Raw genomic sequence first — 15,067 nt, 5'->3', positions numbered from 1 at the left:
CCCCGCCCCCGCGGGGTTGGTTTCGCCACAAAGAGGGGAAACGAAAAAAAAGGGGGGGGGGGGGGGGGGGGAGGAGGGGGGGGGGGGGGGGGACCCCCCCCCCCCCCCCCCGCCCCTTCCCCGTACACCAGAACCTAGAAGCCCCTCGTCCGCTTCGCCGCCCGGCGGGCGCCGCCCTCCCTGGCGCCCGGAATCCGCAGGAAGAGCCGGGAGATCTCGCCTCCCAGGTTCACGCCGATGGCGATCGCCAGGGCGATGGCCGCCGCCTTGGAGAGCGAGGCGAGGCCCGCGTTGACGTCGTTCTGCGCGATGCCCAGCAGCCCGTAGTACGTCGCCGAACCCGGCAGCAGCGGCCCGATCGCCGCCGTCACGTACGGCAGCGCCGACGCGTACTGGTAGCGCGAGAAGAGCTGCCCGAAGAGGCCGACGAGCCCCGCCGCCACGGCCGTCGCCGCGACCGCCGAGATGTCCCCCGTGGTGTTCATCGCGCCGAAGACGATCCAGGCGACACCGCCGTTGAGCGCCACCATCAGCACGGTGCTGCGCTCCTGCTGGAGCAGGATCGCGAAGGCGAAGCACAGCGCGATCGAGGCCAGGATCTGGATGACCGGGCGGGACTGGACGTTCATGGTGGCGTCCGGGTGCAGGTTCGGGTTCAGCCCGGCACCCGCGTAGAGCACGATCAGGACGCCCATCACGATCGCGATGAAGAAGTACATGACTTCGAGGAGCCGCGCGGACGCGGTGATGTAGTAGCCGGTCAGCCCGTCCTGCACACCCGCGACCAGCGCACGTCCGGGCAGCAGCGCGAAGAGACCACCGGTGATCACGGCGGACGGCAGGATGCCGCTCACCACGTTCTCCGGTACGAAGGCGAGCGCGACGCCCATCGCGGCCGGCGGCATCGCCGCCGCCACGAACTGGTAGAACTCCGGCAGCCCGCGCCCCGCGCACAGCCACGCGAGCCGGTCGCCGAGCATCGCGCCCAGCGCCGCCGCGACGAACACGATGACGCCACCGCCGACCAGCACCGAAGCCGACCCGGCGAGCAGCCCGCTGGCACCGGTGAGCGCCCAGCCGGGGTACGGGTGCCGGTTCCTGCGGATCTCCGCGAGGCTCCGGTACGCCTCCTCCAGGGTGACGTCCGTGTCCTCGGCGGTGATGTCGGCGATCAGCCGGTAGACGGCCGCCAGACGGGTGTAGTCGGTGCCCCGGCGGCGCACGGTGCGGCTGGCCGTCACCGGGTCGTCGATGAGGGAGGGCTGGTACGAGATCGACAGCAGCGTGAAGGTGACGTTGGGCTCGCAGCGGTCGAGCCCGTAGGCCCGGCACACCGCGAACATGGCCGCCTCGACGTCCTCGGCACCCTCGCCGCCCGCGAGCAGCAGCTCGCCGATGCGCAGGGTCAGGTCGAGCACGCGGGGGACGGCGGGCCCGGAGTCCTCGTCGTCGCCGTGCCGCTGCACGCTCTCCGGCAGGGGGCGGTCCCCGACGGGCATGCGCAGCAGGGTGCGCATCCGGTCCTGCCAGGGGGCCTCCTTGGTCAGCTTGACCATGGGTATGCCGTGCGCGGGCGTGAAGGCGGGCGGCGAGTGCCGGGCCCGGTAGGTCCTCGGGGAGTCGAACCCGGCGGCCCGGTCCTGGATGTCCCGCTGCAGCCGCTGCCGCTGGGCGGCGGTCTTCGGCGCCTCGAAGGCGGAACGTTCCTTCTCGGCCGGTGCCTCGGGTGCGAGCCCCTTGGGCAGCGAGAACTCCGAGGTGACCTGCGGATCGTCCTCGACAGCGGCGGGGGTCAGCCCCTCCAGCCCCTTGGGCAGCGCGAACTCCGAGGTGACCTGCGGATCGTCCTCGACGGCGGAACCGCCCGCCGGCCCGGGCACGATGATCGGAATCGCCTGGACCGCCTCGACCCCGCCGGGCGCGACGAACCCGCTCCGCGCCGCATCGGACCGCGGCTTCCGGTCCTCGGGACCCTTGTCACCGCCCTTGCCGCCGTCGGGCGGCGGTGTACGGGTCTCCTCCGTCCCGGCACCGCTCCTGTCCCGCTCCGACTCCGCCACCACTCGCCTCGCTCCCGCCACTTCGCTGCCCGGCCAGTTCCCGCCTGCCCAGTATGTCCACGAACCCACATCACCCGCCCCACGGGCAACCCCGCCGGAACGCGCGAAACGGGCGGTACCCCCTCCGTGAGGGAGTACCGCCCGCCGCATCACATCCGGCCGACGCCTAGGCGCAGCGCGTCAGTGGGCGCCGCCCTGCGCCTCCAGGCGCTTGTACGAGGCCTCGATCTCGGCCTCGGCCTCGGTGCGGCCGACCCAGTCGGCGCCCTCGACGGACTTGCCCGGCTCCAGGTCCTTGTAGACCTCGAAGAAGTGCTGGATCTCCAGGCGGTCGAACTCCGACACGTGGTGGATGTCGCGCAGGTGCTCCACCCGCGGGTCCGACGCCGGGACGCACAGCAGCTTGTCGTCGCCGCCGGCCTCGTCCGTCATCCGGAACATGCCGATGGCGCGGCACTTGATGACGCAGCCGGGGAAGGTGGGCTCGTCGAGGATGACCAGCGCGTCCAGCGGGTCACCGTCCTCGCCGAGGGTGTTCTCGACGAATCCGTAGTCCGCGGGGTAGCTGGTCGAGGTGAAGAGTCGACGGTCCAGACGGATCCGGCCGGTCTCGTGGTCCACCTCGTACTTGTTCCGCGAACCCTTCGGAATCTCGATGGTGACGTCGAACTCCACGGGTGGCTCCTCCATGATCAACACAGTCTTCTGGGATGCTGCGTCCGCCCGCACCGGAGGAAGAGGCGTATTCGACCCCCCGGGACCCCGGCCGAATGGGCCGTTGTGCCCCGCCAGGTGCCCTGCTCGCGCAGGACGCAGTGGTTAAGTGTCCCTCACGCAGACCTGTGATCGCGAAAGGGGCTGGTCCGCAGTGCCCAAGCTCAAGACCTGGCAGCTCACGGCGGGCTCCGCCGTGGCCGGACTGGCACTGGCGGCCGGTGCGGTGGCCGTGGCGGGGCCCTGGGACTCCGGTCAGCGTAAGGCCGAGCGGGAGCTCGCGGCCGCCCAGGACCGTACGGGTGGCGCACATCACGCGATCCCGCGCCCGGATCCGGCCGAACCGGACCCCGCGCCCAGCGCCCGCGCCGTCCTCGGCGCACTCGGCGGCGCCGCAGGAACCGCCGGGAACGGCCGCCTCAAGGAGAAGCTCGACCCGCTCCTGGACAGCGCCGCCCTCGGCCCGCTGCGTACCGCCTCCGTCGTGGACGTGACCACCGGGAAGCAGCTGTACGCGCGCGGGGAGGGCGCCGCGATGACGCCCGCCTCCACCGTGAAGATCGCCACGACGGTCGCCGCCCTGTCCGCGCTCGGCCCCGACCACCGCATCGCCACCACCGTGCTGGCCGCCCCCGACGGCAAGCGGATCGTCCTGAAGGGCGGCGGCGACCCCACCCTGGAGAAGGAGAACCTGCGCGCACTCGCCGCGGACACCGCCCGCGCCCTGCGCGACAAGGGCGCCGGGGCCGTCTCCCTCTCGTACGACACGACGCTCTACACGGGCCCCGACATCCACCCCATCGGCGCGGGCAACGAGAACCTCGCCCGCGTCACCCCGCTGATGGTCAACGAGGGCCGCACCGACGGCACCCGCAGCGGCATCGGCGACCGCACCCCCGACCCGGCGGGCGACGCGGCCCGCGCCTTCGCCGCCGAACTCCGCTCCCTGGGCGTCGAGTTGTCCGGCGAGCCGGTCTCGGAGAAGGCCCCCGCCGACGCGGCCCCCCTCGCCAGGAACCTCTCCGCCCCCCTCTCCGCCCTGGTCGAGCGCACCCTCACCCACAGCGACAACGACATCGCCGAAGCCCTGGCCCGCCAGACGGCGCTGGCGGCGGGCGAGGAAGCGAGCTTCGAGGGCGCGGGCAAGGCCGTGTACGACCGGCTGGCGTCGCTCGGCCTCCCCGGCGAGGGGCTCCTGACCGGTGCGAACTTCGCCGACGGCAGCGGCCTGGACCGCAACGACCGCCTCTCGGCAGGCCTCCTCACCGCGCTCCTGGCCCGCGCCGCGGACCCGGCCCACCCCGAACTCCGCTCCGTCCTCACCGGCCTCCCGGTCGCGGGCTTCAGCGGCACCCTCGCGACCCGCTACACCGGCGACGCCCGGGGCACCGGCCTGGTCCGCGCCAAGACCGGCACCCTGAGCCACCTCAACACCCTGGCCGGAACGGTGGCCACCAAGGACGGCAGGCTCCTCGCCTTCGCCTTCCTGGCCGGGAACACCCCCGCCCCCGACCCCGCCCAGAAGGCCCTGGACACCCTGGCCTCCACCCTCGCCGGGTAATCCGGCCGTTCGGCGGGGACGGTCGGCGCGACCCTCCTCCCCGTACGCCTTCGACAACGTACGGTTGACGCATGACGAGCATCGGTGGTGCCGAGATGGTCGACTGGAAGCTCGCGGTGGCAACCGCGACCCGACTCGTGAGGCCGGGCCCCGACATCAGTCGGGACGAGGCGCGCGCGGTCGTCGCGGAGCTGCGCAGGCACGCCAAGGCGTCCGAGGAACACGTCCGGGCCTTCACCCGGATGATCCCCGAAGGAACCGAGCCCGAGGACACCCCGGTCCTGGTGGTGGACCGGGCCGGCTGGGTCAAGGCCAACGTCGAGGGGTTCCGGGAGCTGCTCAAGCCGCTCCTGGGCAAGATGCAGGAGCGGCGCGGAGCCACCCCGGGAGGCGCCGTCCTCGGTGCCGTCGGCGGCAAGGTCACCGGCGTCGAGGTCGGCATGCTGCTGTCGTTCCTCGCCTCGCGGGTGCTGGGCCAGTACGAGACGTTCGCCCCGGCCAGCCGGGACCTGCACGCGGGGGAGAGCTCCGGCGGCCGGCTCCTCCTGGTGGCCCCCAACATCGTCCACGTCGAGCGCGAACTCGGCGTCGACCCGCACGACTTCCGCCTCTGGGTCTGCCTGCACGAGGAGACCCACCGCACCCAGTTCACCGCGGTGCCCTGGCTGCGCGCCCACCTGGAGGGCGAGATCCAGTCGTTCCTCGGTGAGACCGAGGTCGACCCGATGACGGTCCTGGAGCGCTTCCGCGAAGCCGCCCAGGCGTTCGCCGGGAGCCGCCCCGAGGGCGAGGAGGGCGAGGACGGGCGCAGCCTCGTCGAACTGGTGCAGACCCCCGCCCAGCGCGAGATCCTCGGCCGGCTGACCGCCGTGATGTCCCTGCTCGAAGGGCACGCCGACTACGTCATGGACGGGGTCGGTCCGCAGGTCGTGCCGTCCGTGGCCGAGATCCGCGAGAAGTTCCAGCAGCGCCGCGCCAAGGGCGCCAGCCGCCTGGACCTGGCCCTGCGCAAGCTGCTCGGCATGGACGCCAAGCTGCGGCAGTACAAGGACGGCGAAAGGTTTGTCCGCGCGGTCGTCGACGAGGTCGGCATGGACGGCTTCAACCGGATCTGGACCTCGCCCAACACGCTTCCGACCAAGTCGGAGATCGCCAAACCGGCGGACTGGGTCGCGCGGGTGCACCGTAAAGGAGAAGCGTGATCCGGGTGCGCGCGACGGCAGGAACGGTAAGGGAAACGCCCCTTAAATCACCCATCTGAGGGACCGTAACCGCTGGGTAGGCGTGCAATGCTCGGGTAACCGCTCGTTTCTGTCACCATCTACGCACTCTCCGTGACAGAGGCGCCTCCCTCCCGAGGCACCCCAACTCCACCGAAGGGCACCGGACATGGGTCCCCATCCTGCGGTCGCAGCGATACGCCTGGCGGTCCGCCGCGTACTCCACGACGTACTGAACGACCATCACCGCAGCACCGAAAACCGCAGCACCGAGAACCGCAGCACCGAAAACCCGCTGCGTCCGCGCACGGACGGGGACTCCCCGCTCGTGCTCGTGGCGTGCTCCGGCGGCGCCGACTCCATGGCACTCGCCTCCGCGCTCGCCTTCGAGGCGCCCAAGCTGGGCATCCGGGCGGGCGGCATCACCGTCGACCACAACCTCCAGGCCGGCTCCGGCACCCGGGCCGCCGAGGTCGTCAGCCGGATGACCGCACTCGGACTGGCCCCCGCCGAGGCCGTCGCGGTGACCGTCGGCCGGGCGGGCGGCCCGGAAGCCGCCGCCCGCGACGCCCGCTACGCCGCCCTGGACGGCGCCGCCCTGCGCCACGGCGCCGCCGCCGTCCTCCTCGGCCACACCCGCGACGACCAGGCCGAGACCGTCCTCCTCGGCCTCGCCCGGGGCTCCGGCACCCGCTCGCTCTCCGGAATGGCGGCCGTCTCGGGGGCGGCCGGGCGTTACCGCCGCCCCTTCCTCCAGGTCGACCGGCAGACCGCCCGCAAGGCCTGCATGGTCCAGTCGCTGCCCGTCTGGGACGACCCGCACAACACCGACCCCGCCTACACCCGCTCCCGGCTCCGCCAGGAAGGCCTCCCGGCCCTGGAGAAGGCGCTCGGCAAGGGCGTCGTCGAAGCCCTCGCCCGTACGGCCCAGCTCTCCCGCGACGACGCGGACGCCCTCGACCACTGGGCCGCCGAGGCCGCCTCCTCCGTACGGGACGCGACCGGCCGGCTGGAGTGCGCGAAGCTCTACGCGCTGCCGCCCGCGGTGCGCCGCCGGGTGCTGCGCCGGGCGGTCGTCGACGCCGGTTCGCCCGCCGGGTCCCTCTTCGCCAGGCACATCGAGGAGGTCGACCGCCTGATCACCGGATGGCGGGGCCAGGGGGCCATCAACCTCCCCGGCCGGGTGGAGGCTCAGCGGCAGGGTGGCAGACTGGTCATTCGGCAGGGCTGATTCGGCAGGGCCGAAGTTCTACGAAAGTGATGCGGGTGGACGCGAACGACATGGGCACCGACCTCAAGTCGGTGCTCATCACCAAGGAAGAGATCGACGCGAAGCTGGCCGAGCTGGCCGCGAAGGTCGACGCGGAGTACGCGGGCAAGGACCTGCTCATCGTCGGTGTGCTCAAGGGCGCCGTGATGGTGATGGCGGACCTGGCGCGTGCGCTGTCCACCCCCCTCACGATGGACTGGATGGCGGTCTCGTCGTACGGCGCGGGCACCCAGTCCTCCGGAGTGGTCCGGATCCTCAAGGACCTGGACACCGACATCAAGGGCAAGCACGTCCTGATCGTCGAGGACATCATCGACTCCGGCCTGACGCTGTCGTGGCTGCTGTCGAACCTCGGCTCGCGTGAACCGGCCTCCCTGAATGTGTGCACTCTGCTGCGCAAGCCGGAGGCCGCAAAGGTCGCCATCGACGTGAAGTGGGTCGGCTTCGACATTCCCAATGAGTTTGTCGTCGGATATGGCCTGGATTACGCCGAGAAGTACCGCAACCTCCCCTTCGTCGGGACCCTCGCGCCCCACGTCTACGGGGGCTGAGCGCGTCCGGAAGGGCTCTGACGCCCTTCTGGAGCAGTTCCGGGGAACCCTCGCGCAATTCCCGCCGTTGGAGCAGGGGAAGGCAGGTTTGTCATCCGTCCCCTGCGGTCGCGGGTGACAATGCTGGGGTACCGTCCGAAGAACAGTCTTTTATTCAGCGGCATTTACCTACGGGCAGGAGGGACGGGGCGCAGTTCGCCCCGTATGGATGGACGTGAAGCGATACTTCCGTGGGCCGGTCATGTGGATCGTGCTGGCCGTCCTCGCCGTGGTCGTGCTGATGCAGGTCGTCGGCTCGTCTGGCGGCTACAAGACGGTCGACACCGGCAAGGTCATCCAGGCGATCGACAAGGGTCAGGTCGACCAGGTCAAGGTCACCACCGGTGAAGAACAGATCATCAAGGTGCAGCTGAAGGGCGACCAGAAGGTCGACGACAGCTCCAAGATCCAGGCGAGCTACATCGGGGACCAGGGCTCCAGGCTCACCGTCAAGCTCGACAAGATGTACGAGGAAGGCAAGATCAAGGACGGTTACACCGTCACGCCGACGAAGCAGAACGCCTTCGTCGGGATCCTGCTCACCCTGCTGCCCTTCGTCCTCATCGTCGTCGTCTTCCTGTTCCTGATGAATCAGATGCAGGGCGGCGGCTCCCGGGTCATGCAGTTCGGGAAGTCCAAGGCGAAGCTCATCACCAAGGACACCCCGAAGACGACCTTCGCCGATGTGGCCGGGTCCGACGAGGCGGTCGAGGAACTCCACGAGATCAAGGAATTCCTCCAGGAGCCGGCGAAGTTCCAGGCCGTCGGCGCCAAGATCCCCAAGGGTGTGCTGCTGTACGGCCCGCCCGGTACCGGCAAGACGCTCCTGGCGCGCGCCGTGGCGGGCGAAGCAGGGGTTCCCTTCTACTCCATCTCCGGTTCCGACTTCGTCGAGATGTTCGTGGGTGTCGGCGCCTCGCGTGTCCGTGACCTCTTCGAGCAGGCCAAGGCGAACGCCCCGGCGATCGTCTTCGTCGACGAGATCGACGCCGTCGGCCGCCACCGCGGCGCCGGCATGGGCGGCGGTCACGACGAGCGCGAGCAGACGCTCAACCAGCTGCTCGTCGAGATGGACGGCTTCGACGTGAAGGGCGGCGTCATCCTGATCGCCGCCACCAACCGCCCGGACATCCTCGACCCGGCGCTGCTGCGCCCGGGCCGTTTCGACCGGCAGATCGCGGTCGACCGTCCGGACATGCAGGGCCGTCTGGAGATCCTCAAGGTCCACCAGAAGGGCAAGCCGGTCGCCCCGGACGTCGACCTGGGCGCGGTCGCCCGTCGTACGCCCGGCTTCACGGGTGCGGACCTGTCGAACGTGCTGAACGAAGCGGCGCTGCTCACCGCGCGCAGCAACATGAAGCTGATCGACAACCACATGCTCGACGAGGCGATCGACCGCGTCGTGGCGGGCCCGCAGAAGCGGACCCGGATCATGTCCGAGAAGGAAAAGAAGATCACCGCGTACCACGAGGGCGGCCACGCCCTGGTCGCGGCGGCCCTCCCGAACTCGGACCCGGTCCACAAGATCACGATCCTGTCGCGCGGCCGGGCCCTGGGTTACACCATGGTGCTCCCGGACGAGGACAAGTACTCCACGACCCGCAACGAGATGCTCGACCAGCTGGGCTACATGCTGGGCGGGCGCGCGGCCGAGGAGCTCGTCTTCCACGACCCGACGACGGGCGCTGCGAACGACATCGAGAAGGCCACCAGTACGGCCCGCGCGATGGTCACGCAGTACGGCATGACCGAGCGCCTCGGCGCGATCAAGTTCGGCGGCGACAACACCGAGCCCTTCCTGGGCCGGGACATGACGCACCAGCGCGACTACTCGGAAGAGGTCGCCGCGCTCGTCGACGAAGAGGTCAAGAAGCTCATCGAGACCGCGCACAACGAGGCGTGGGAGATCCTGGTCGAGAACCGCGACGTCCTCGACAACCTGGTGCTGGCCCTCCTGGAGAAGGAGACGCTGAACAAGGAGCAGATCGCCGAGATCTTCGAGCCGATCGTGAAGCGTCCGGCCCGTCCCGCGTGGACCGGCTCGGCACGCCGTACGCCCTCCACCCGGCCTCCGGTGCTCTCGCCGAAGGAACTGGCCCTCACCAACGGTGCGGCCAACGGTGTGACGCCCGCGATCACCTCGGTGACCAAGGACGCCACCCAGGCGGCCGAGCCGGTCCCGGAGGACCGCCCGGAGAACAGCTGACCGTTCCGTAACCGGGTTAACACCCGGCCCGGAATGGATGCCGCGACCCCCAGGTTTTAGCCTGGGGGTCGCGGCATTTCCGTATCCCTACGGATGCGAACCACAGGAACGAGGCACTGATGACCGACCCGGTGACACTGGACGGCGAGGCCACCATCGGCGAGTTCGACGAGAAGCGCGCCGAGAACGCGGTGCGCGAGCTCCTCATCGCCGTCGGCGAGGACCCGGACCGCGAGGGTCTGCGGGAGACCCCGGCACGGGTGGCGCGGGCCTACCAGGAGATATTCGCGGGTCTGCGGCAGCGGCCCGAGGACGTCCTGACGACCACCTTCGACCTGGGCCACGACGAGATGGTGCTGGTCAAGGACATCGAGGTGATGTCCAACTGCGAGCACCACCTGGTGCCCTTCCACGGCGTCGCCCACGTCGGCTACATCCCGTCCGCCGACGGCAAGATCACCGGACTGTCCAAGCTGGCCCGCCTGGTGGACGTCTTCGCCCGCCGCCCCCAGGTGCAGGAGCGGCTGACCACGCAGATCGCGGACTCGCTGATGGAGATACTGGAGCCGCGCGGGGTGATCGTGGTCGTCGAGTGCGAGCACATGTGCATGACGATGAGGGGGGTGCGCAAGCCCGGCGCGAAGACGATCACCTCTGCGGTCCGGGGCCAGCTCCGCGACCCCGCCACCCGCGCGGAAGCCATGAGCCTCATCATGGCCCGCTGACGCTGCCATTTACGGGATGGGGGCCATGGCGGGGATGAGGCGGGGGCGAGGGGTTCGGCTCCGCCGGGGGCCGCCCCCCTTGCCCGCCCGTTCCGCCCCCGGGGGGCGGGGGCTGGGTTAGGCGGGGGCCTCGTCCTCGTCGTCCGGGAGGCGGAGGACGCGTTCCAGGAAGAAGGCGGCGGCGATGATGGCCGCAGCGGCCAGGACCGAGAGGCCGGAGTAGAGGGCCTGGGTGCGGCGGAGCGGGAGGTCCAGGCCGTCCAGGAGGTAGTGGACGCCCAGTCCGCCGTAGACACCCGCCGCGAGGGCCGCCACCAGGGCGCTGGCCTGCCCGAAGACGACCGCCCGGGCGGCGAGCATGGGATCGACCCCCTTGGCGTCCGGCCGCCGCTCCCGCTGAGCCCGCAGCCGCGCCCGCAGGGCCAGCGCCGTGGCCAGCAGGACCGCCGCGATCAGCGCCAGCACGACCGGCGCCGCGACCGGCACCCCGGGCAGGCTGTCGATCGACGCCCAGAGCCGGGCGCCCGCCCAGGACAGGACGCCGGACACGGCGAACACGCCGGCCAGTACCCCGAGCCGTAGTTGCTTCACGAGGTTCCGTTCTCCGTCGGGTCGTGTGCCGGTTCCATGCTCGTACAACGCCTACTCGGGCAGTCGGAGTTCCAGGTCCACGCGCGCGAGTACGCCCTCGGTGCCGACGCCCGTCAGGAGTTCGGCGACCGCGCCCCGGCCGGGGACGACCGCCTCGGGGTCCACGTCGTGCCACGGGGCGAGCACGAAGCCGCGCTCGTGGGCGCGCGGGTGCGGGAGGGTGAGGACCGGGTCGTCGGAGACGACGTTGGCGTACGACACGATGTCGACGTCGATGGTGCGCGGTCCCCAGCGCACCTCGCGGACCCGGTCGAAGGCCTCCTCGATGGCCTGCCCGCGCTCCAGCAGGGAGGACGGCGGGAGGGTGGTCTTCACCAGGACGACCGCGTTGAAGTACGAGGGCTGGCTGCCGGGGTCGACGCCCCACGGCTCCGTCTCGTACACCGGGGAGACCGCCTTGACCCGGACGCCGGGGGTGTCCTCCAGGAGGTCCACGGCGCCCTGGAGGGTCTCCAGGCGGTTGCCCAGGTTGCTGCCGAGGGCGATCACCGCCCACTTGGGGTTGGAGAGGGTGATGTCGGCGGCGTCCACCTGCTCCGTCACGGAGGCGGGCACCGGCTGGACGGTGGGGTCGCTCTGCATGGGCTTCATACACGGCTCCGGGTGATGGTGATGGTCACGTCGTCGAAGGGCACGGTGATCGGGGCGTCCGGCTTGTGGACGCGCACCTCGACCTCGTCGACCCCGTCGTGCTTCAGGCACTGCTGTGCGATCCGCTCGGCGAGCGTCTCGATCAGATTGACCGGTTCGCCCTGTACGACCTGCACGACCTCCTCGGCCACCACTCCGTAGTGGACGGTCTTCGTCAGGTCGTCGTCGGCGGCGGCCGGACGGGTGTCCAGGCCGAGGACGATGTCCACGATGAAGGTCTGGCCCTCTTCGCGTTCCCTGGGGAACACGCCGTGGTGCCCACGGGCCTTGAGGCCGCGCAGCGCGACACGATCCACGCGAATCACTCCTGCTGTTCGTAGTCCAAAGGGGCTCCGTACCGCATGCGGGCGGCACCTCACCTGGCATCGAATCTACCTGCGGGCACCGACAGCCCCCGTCCGAGGGGGCGCGGACGTTACCGGGAGATCCTGTGGAGGGGGCCCTTCCGGGGCTTTTCTTCCAAGGCTCCTACCCATTCAGGAGGAGGAATCTTCGTCCTCGTCGTCCTCGTCCGCATCGGCCAGTACGGGTGAACCGTGGTGCGCCCACAGCCGCCAGCCGTCCGGGGTACGCCGGAACACATTGGTCGCCACCACCAACTGGCCCACCAGCGGCCCCAGTTCGCCGCTCTCCTCGGCGGGCCCGCCGCTGAGGATGTTCTCGGTGCAGGTGGCCAGGGCGGTGTCGCCCATCACCGAGACCTTCACATCGGTGAGGAAGAACTGGATGTACTCGGTGTGCGCCATGATCAGCGCGTACGACCGCAGCACCTCGCCGCGCCCCGAGAGCACCGGCCAGCCGGGGTGCACGCAGGAGATGTCGTCGGCGAGCCAGAGCGCGGACAGCTCCTCGAAGTCGCCGCGCTCCAGGCACTCGTAGAAGGCGGTGTTGGCCAGTTCGACCTGTTCGGCGTCGGCGGTGGGGGGCGTCACTTCGCGCCTGCCACGGCGCGTGCGACCCGGACCGCGTCGGCGGTGGCCCGCACCTCGTGGACCCGGACCGCCCAGGCGCCCTCGTGGGCGGCGATCGCGGAGACGGCGGCGGTGGCGGCGTCGCGTTCCCGGGCCGGCGGCGGCGCGGAGCCTTCCCCGGCCAGCACGTGGCCCAGGAAGCGCTTGCGGGAGGCGGCCACCAGCAGCGGGTGACCCAGGGCGCCCAGGTCGCCGAGGTGGGCGAGGAGGGCGAGGTCGTGCCCGGCGTTCTTGGCGAAGCCGAGGCCGGGGTCGACGACGATCCGTCCGGGGGCGACGCCGCCCGCGACGACCGCGTCCACGCGCGCGTGGAGCTCGGCGAGGACTTCGGCGACCACGTCGTCGTACACGGCGAGGCTGTTCATGTTCTCGCTGAAGCCGCGCCAGTGCATGACGACGAAGGGCACCTCGGCGGCGGCCACCGCGGGGATCATGTCCGGGTCGGCGAGGCCGCCGCTGACGTCGTTGACCAGGACCGCGCCGGCGGCGACGGCCTGTTCGGCGACGGCGGCGCGCATGGTGTCGACGGAGACGGTGACGCCCTCGGAGACCAGCCCGCGCACCACGGGCACCACCCGCTTGAGCTCCTCGCCGGCGTCGACCCTGCTGGCGCCGGGGCGGGTGGACTCGCCGCCCACGTCGACCAGGTCGGCACCCTCGGCGACCAGGGCGAGGCCGCGCTTGACGGCCGCCGCGGTGTCGAACCAGCGGCCGCCGTCGGAGAAGGAATCGGGCGTCACATTGACGACACCCATGACCGCGCAGCGGTCCCACCGGGGCAGCCCTTCCGGGAGGCCTTCTGGCAGTCCTTGGGCGGGGCGCGTGCGCAACGTACTCATACGCCCAGCCTAGGCGTCAGCAGGTGCTCTCCGGACCGTCGGTGCCGTGCTGGAAAACCCGGCCGAGGAGCGCGTACAGGGTGCTCCGGTCGGTGTCGTCCAGGGTGTCCAGGCCGCCGAGCGTGCTGTGCATGCGGGCCCGGATGGTGTCGATGGTGTGCTCGCCGAGTTCGGTCAGTACGACGTTCTTGACGCGGCGGTCGGTGGCGCCGGGCTCGCGGCGCACCAGCTCCCGCTTCTCCAGCCGGTCCACTATCCCGGTGATGTTGGAGGCGTCGCAGGCCAGGGTGGTGGCGAGGGCGCGCATCGGTGCGGGGGCGCCGCGCAGCACGCTGAGCGCCTTGGCCTGGCTGGGGGTGAGCCCGGCGGTGGCGGCGGCGAGGGTGAAGTCGCCGTAGTAGAGCCCGAAGGACGAAGCCAGCCGCTCGATGAGCTCGGCCGTCGTCGGGGCCGTCCCGGAGGACGGAAGAGAGGTGGCTGCCATGACACGCAGTGTACGCCGGGAAACTTGACCATCTCAACCATTGAGGTTTACGGTCGAGAGAAATGCTTGAGGTTCTCCACCTTTGAGTATTTCTGAGTGGTTTCGTGGCCCAGTGACCCAGCGTCCTGGCGACCCAGTGACTGAGCGATTGGACGGCACCCCCCATGAAGGCAATCTCGTACCGCGCATACGGCAGCCCCGACGCCCTGGAGTACGGCGAGCGGCCGATGCCCAAGCTGGGCCCCGACTCGGTCCTCGTCAAGGTCCGCGCGGCCTCGGTGAACCCGGTCGACTGGAAGGTCCTCGCCGGGTACCTCGACCCGGCGCTGGACGCCGTCTTCCCGGTGGTGCCGGGCTGGGACGTGGCGGGCGTGGTCGAGCAGGCGGGCGCCTCGGTCACCGAGTTCGCGGCGGGCGACGAGGTCATCGGGTACGTACGCGAGGACTTCGTCTCGCGCGGCACCTTCGCCGAGTACGTCGCCGCCCCGATCCGCACGCTGGCCCGCAAGCCGGCCGGGATGAGCTTCGAGGAGGCGGCCGGACTGCCGCTGGCCGGACTCACCGCGTACCAGGCACTCCACCGCAGCCTGCGGATCCAGGACGGGGAGACGGTGCTGGTGCACGCGGCGGCGGGCGGCGTCGGCTCGCTGGCCGTGCAGATCGCGCGGGCGCACGGGGCGAAGGTCATCGGCACCGCCAGCGAGCGCAACCACGACTACCTGCGCTCGCTGGGCGCGACCCCCGTGACGTACGGCGAAGGACTGGCCGAGCGGGTGCGCGCCGTGGCGCCGGACGGCGTCGACGCGGTGCTCGACCTGGTCGGCGGCGACGCGCTCCAGGTGTCGCCGCAGCTGCTCGCCGAGGGCGGCCGGCTGGCGTCCATCGCGGACGGCGCGGTGCTGGAGCTCGGCGGCCACTACGTCTTCGTCCGGCCGGACGCGGCGGACCTGACGGCGCTGGGCGACCTGGTCGAGCGGGGCGAGCTCAAGGTGGAGGTCGCGGCGGTCTACCCGCTGGAGAAGGCCGCGGACGCCTTCCGGGAGAGCATCGGCGGCCACACCCGGGGGAAGATCGCGATCAGCGTGGCGTGAGCGCGGGGGCACCGGCGTGAGTAGTGAGGCACCG

Annotated in this window: 15 protein-coding genes; 7 read left to right on the top strand and 8 right to left on the bottom strand. The window is 71.1% G+C overall.

Features of this window, described 5'->3' with window-relative positions; genetic code table 11:
• Positions 1 to 134: 134 nt before the first annotated feature.
• Positions 135 to 2,063: a threonine/serine exporter family protein gene (locus ACZ5PB_RS28675; protein ID WP_468694989.1), complete on the bottom strand. Its 1,929-nt coding sequence runs from the start codon at positions 2,061 to 2,063 to the stop codon at positions 135 to 137.
• A gap of 177 nt (positions 2,064 to 2,240) precedes the next feature.
• A complete protein-coding gene (locus tag ACZ5PB_RS28670; RefSeq protein WP_185034151.1) occupies positions 2,241 to 2,735 on the bottom strand; it encodes an inorganic diphosphatase in 495 nt (164 codons plus the stop codon).
• A 193-nt stretch (positions 2,736 to 2,928) separates the two neighbouring features.
• Here ACZ5PB_RS28670 and dacB point away from each other — a divergent pair, with 193 nt between their 5' ends.
• From dacB to folE, 6 genes are all read left to right on the top strand, one after another.
• Complete coding sequence (dacB, locus tag ACZ5PB_RS28665) at positions 2,929 to 4,335, top strand: D-alanyl-D-alanine carboxypeptidase/D-alanyl-D-alanine endopeptidase (protein ID WP_468694987.1); 1,407 nt, start codon at positions 2,929 to 2,931, stop codon at positions 4,333 to 4,335.
• Between the two features lie 71 nt (positions 4,336 to 4,406).
• The gene (locus ACZ5PB_RS28660; protein ID WP_468694985.1) at positions 4,407 to 5,537 is read left to right on the top strand and encodes a zinc-dependent metalloprotease; all 1,131 of its coding nucleotides are present in this window, start codon (positions 4,407 to 4,409) and stop codon (positions 5,535 to 5,537) included.
• A gap of 187 nt (positions 5,538 to 5,724) precedes the next feature.
• Positions 5,725 to 6,786: a tRNA lysidine(34) synthetase TilS gene (gene tilS / locus ACZ5PB_RS28655; RefSeq protein WP_468694984.1), complete on the top strand. Its 1,062-nt coding sequence runs from the start codon at positions 5,725 to 5,727 to the stop codon at positions 6,784 to 6,786.
• A gap of 29 nt (positions 6,787 to 6,815) precedes the next feature.
• Positions 6,816 to 7,376: a hypoxanthine phosphoribosyltransferase gene (gene hpt, locus ACZ5PB_RS28650; protein WP_468694982.1), complete on the top strand. Its 561-nt coding sequence runs from the start codon at positions 6,816 to 6,818 to the stop codon at positions 7,374 to 7,376.
• Between the two features lie 208 nt (positions 7,377 to 7,584).
• Positions 7,585 to 9,621, top strand: a complete 2,037-nt coding sequence (ftsH, locus tag ACZ5PB_RS28645; RefSeq protein WP_468694981.1) for an ATP-dependent zinc metalloprotease FtsH — start codon at positions 7,585 to 7,587, stop codon at positions 9,619 to 9,621.
• 119 nt (positions 9,622 to 9,740) lie between these two features.
• Entirely contained in the window at positions 9,741 to 10,346 is a 606-nt protein-coding gene (gene folE, locus ACZ5PB_RS28640; protein WP_468694979.1) for a GTP cyclohydrolase I FolE, read from the top strand.
• A gap of 117 nt (positions 10,347 to 10,463) precedes the next feature.
• Here the strand turns inward: folE and ACZ5PB_RS28635 are convergent, their stop codons facing one another.
• From ACZ5PB_RS28635 to ACZ5PB_RS28610, 6 genes are all read right to left on the bottom strand, one after another.
• A complete protein-coding gene (locus ACZ5PB_RS28635) occupies positions 10,464 to 10,937 on the bottom strand; it encodes a DUF3180 domain-containing protein (RefSeq protein ID WP_468694978.1) in 474 nt (157 codons plus the stop codon).
• Positions 10,938 to 10,988: 51 nt separating this feature from the next.
• Positions 10,989 to 11,588: a 2-amino-4-hydroxy-6-hydroxymethyldihydropteridine diphosphokinase gene (gene folK, locus ACZ5PB_RS28630; RefSeq protein ID WP_468694976.1), complete on the bottom strand. Its 600-nt coding sequence runs from the start codon at positions 11,586 to 11,588 to the stop codon at positions 10,989 to 10,991.
• Positions 11,585 to 11,944, bottom strand: a complete 360-nt coding sequence (gene folB, locus ACZ5PB_RS28625) for a dihydroneopterin aldolase (protein WP_468694974.1) — start codon at positions 11,942 to 11,944, stop codon at positions 11,585 to 11,587. The genes folK and folB overlap by 4 nt, the downstream gene beginning before the upstream one ends.
• Positions 11,945 to 12,124: 180 nt before the next feature.
• Complete coding sequence (locus tag ACZ5PB_RS28620; RefSeq protein ID WP_468694972.1) at positions 12,125 to 12,580, bottom strand: nuclear transport factor 2 family protein; 456 nt, start codon at positions 12,578 to 12,580, stop codon at positions 12,125 to 12,127.
• Complete coding sequence (gene folP, locus ACZ5PB_RS28615) at positions 12,577 to 13,458, bottom strand: dihydropteroate synthase (protein ID WP_468694970.1); 882 nt, start codon at positions 13,456 to 13,458, stop codon at positions 12,577 to 12,579. Before folP ends, ACZ5PB_RS28620 begins: the two co-directional genes overlap by 4 nt.
• A gap of 16 nt (positions 13,459 to 13,474) precedes the next feature.
• Positions 13,475 to 13,942 carry a MarR family winged helix-turn-helix transcriptional regulator gene (locus tag ACZ5PB_RS28610; RefSeq protein WP_468694968.1) on the bottom strand — a complete coding sequence of 156 codons (468 nt, stop codon included), beginning with the start codon at positions 13,940 to 13,942 and terminating at the stop codon, positions 13,475 to 13,477.
• 164 nt (positions 13,943 to 14,106) lie between these two features.
• Between ACZ5PB_RS28610 and ACZ5PB_RS28605 the strand changes: the two genes are divergently transcribed.
• Entirely contained in the window at positions 14,107 to 15,033 is a 927-nt protein-coding gene (locus ACZ5PB_RS28605; RefSeq protein WP_468694967.1) for an NADP-dependent oxidoreductase, read from the top strand.
• Positions 15,034 to 15,067: the final 34 nt, after the last annotated feature.

It is taken from the genome of Streptomyces sp. NPDC032721 (assembly GCF_055579625.1).
The sequence above is the reverse complement of the archived record's forward strand: the minus strand, read 5'-3'. Positions and strand labels throughout refer to the sequence as shown.

Excerpts from the sequence above, each read along its gene's own strand:
- ACZ5PB_RS28660 (WP_468694985.1), top strand. The coding sequence starts at position 4,407 with ATGACGAGCATCGGTGGTGCCGAGATGGTCGACTGGAAGCTCGCGGTG.
- tilS (WP_468694984.1), top strand. The coding sequence starts at position 5,725 with ATGGGTCCCCATCCTGCGGTCGCAGCGATACGCCTGGCGGTCCGCCGC.
- hpt (WP_468694982.1), top strand. The coding sequence starts at position 6,816 with ATGCGGGTGGACGCGAACGACATGGGCACCGACCTCAAGTCGGTGCTC.
- ftsH (WP_468694981.1), top strand. The coding sequence starts at position 7,585 with ATGGACGTGAAGCGATACTTCCGTGGGCCGGTCATGTGGATCGTGCTG.
- folE (WP_468694979.1), top strand. The coding sequence starts at position 9,741 with ATGACCGACCCGGTGACACTGGACGGCGAGGCCACCATCGGCGAGTTC.
- folK (WP_468694976.1), bottom strand. The coding sequence starts at position 11,588 with ATGAAGCCCATGCAGAGCGACCCCACCGTCCAGCCGGTGCCCGCCTCC.
- folP (WP_468694970.1), bottom strand. The coding sequence starts at position 13,458 with ATGAGTACGTTGCGCACGCGCCCCGCCCAAGGACTGCCAGAAGGCCTC.
- ACZ5PB_RS28610 (WP_468694968.1), bottom strand. The coding sequence starts at position 13,942 with ATGGCAGCCACCTCTCTTCCGTCCTCCGGGACGGCCCCGACGACGGCC.
- ACZ5PB_RS28605 (WP_468694967.1), top strand. The coding sequence starts at position 14,107 with ATGAAGGCAATCTCGTACCGCGCATACGGCAGCCCCGACGCCCTGGAG.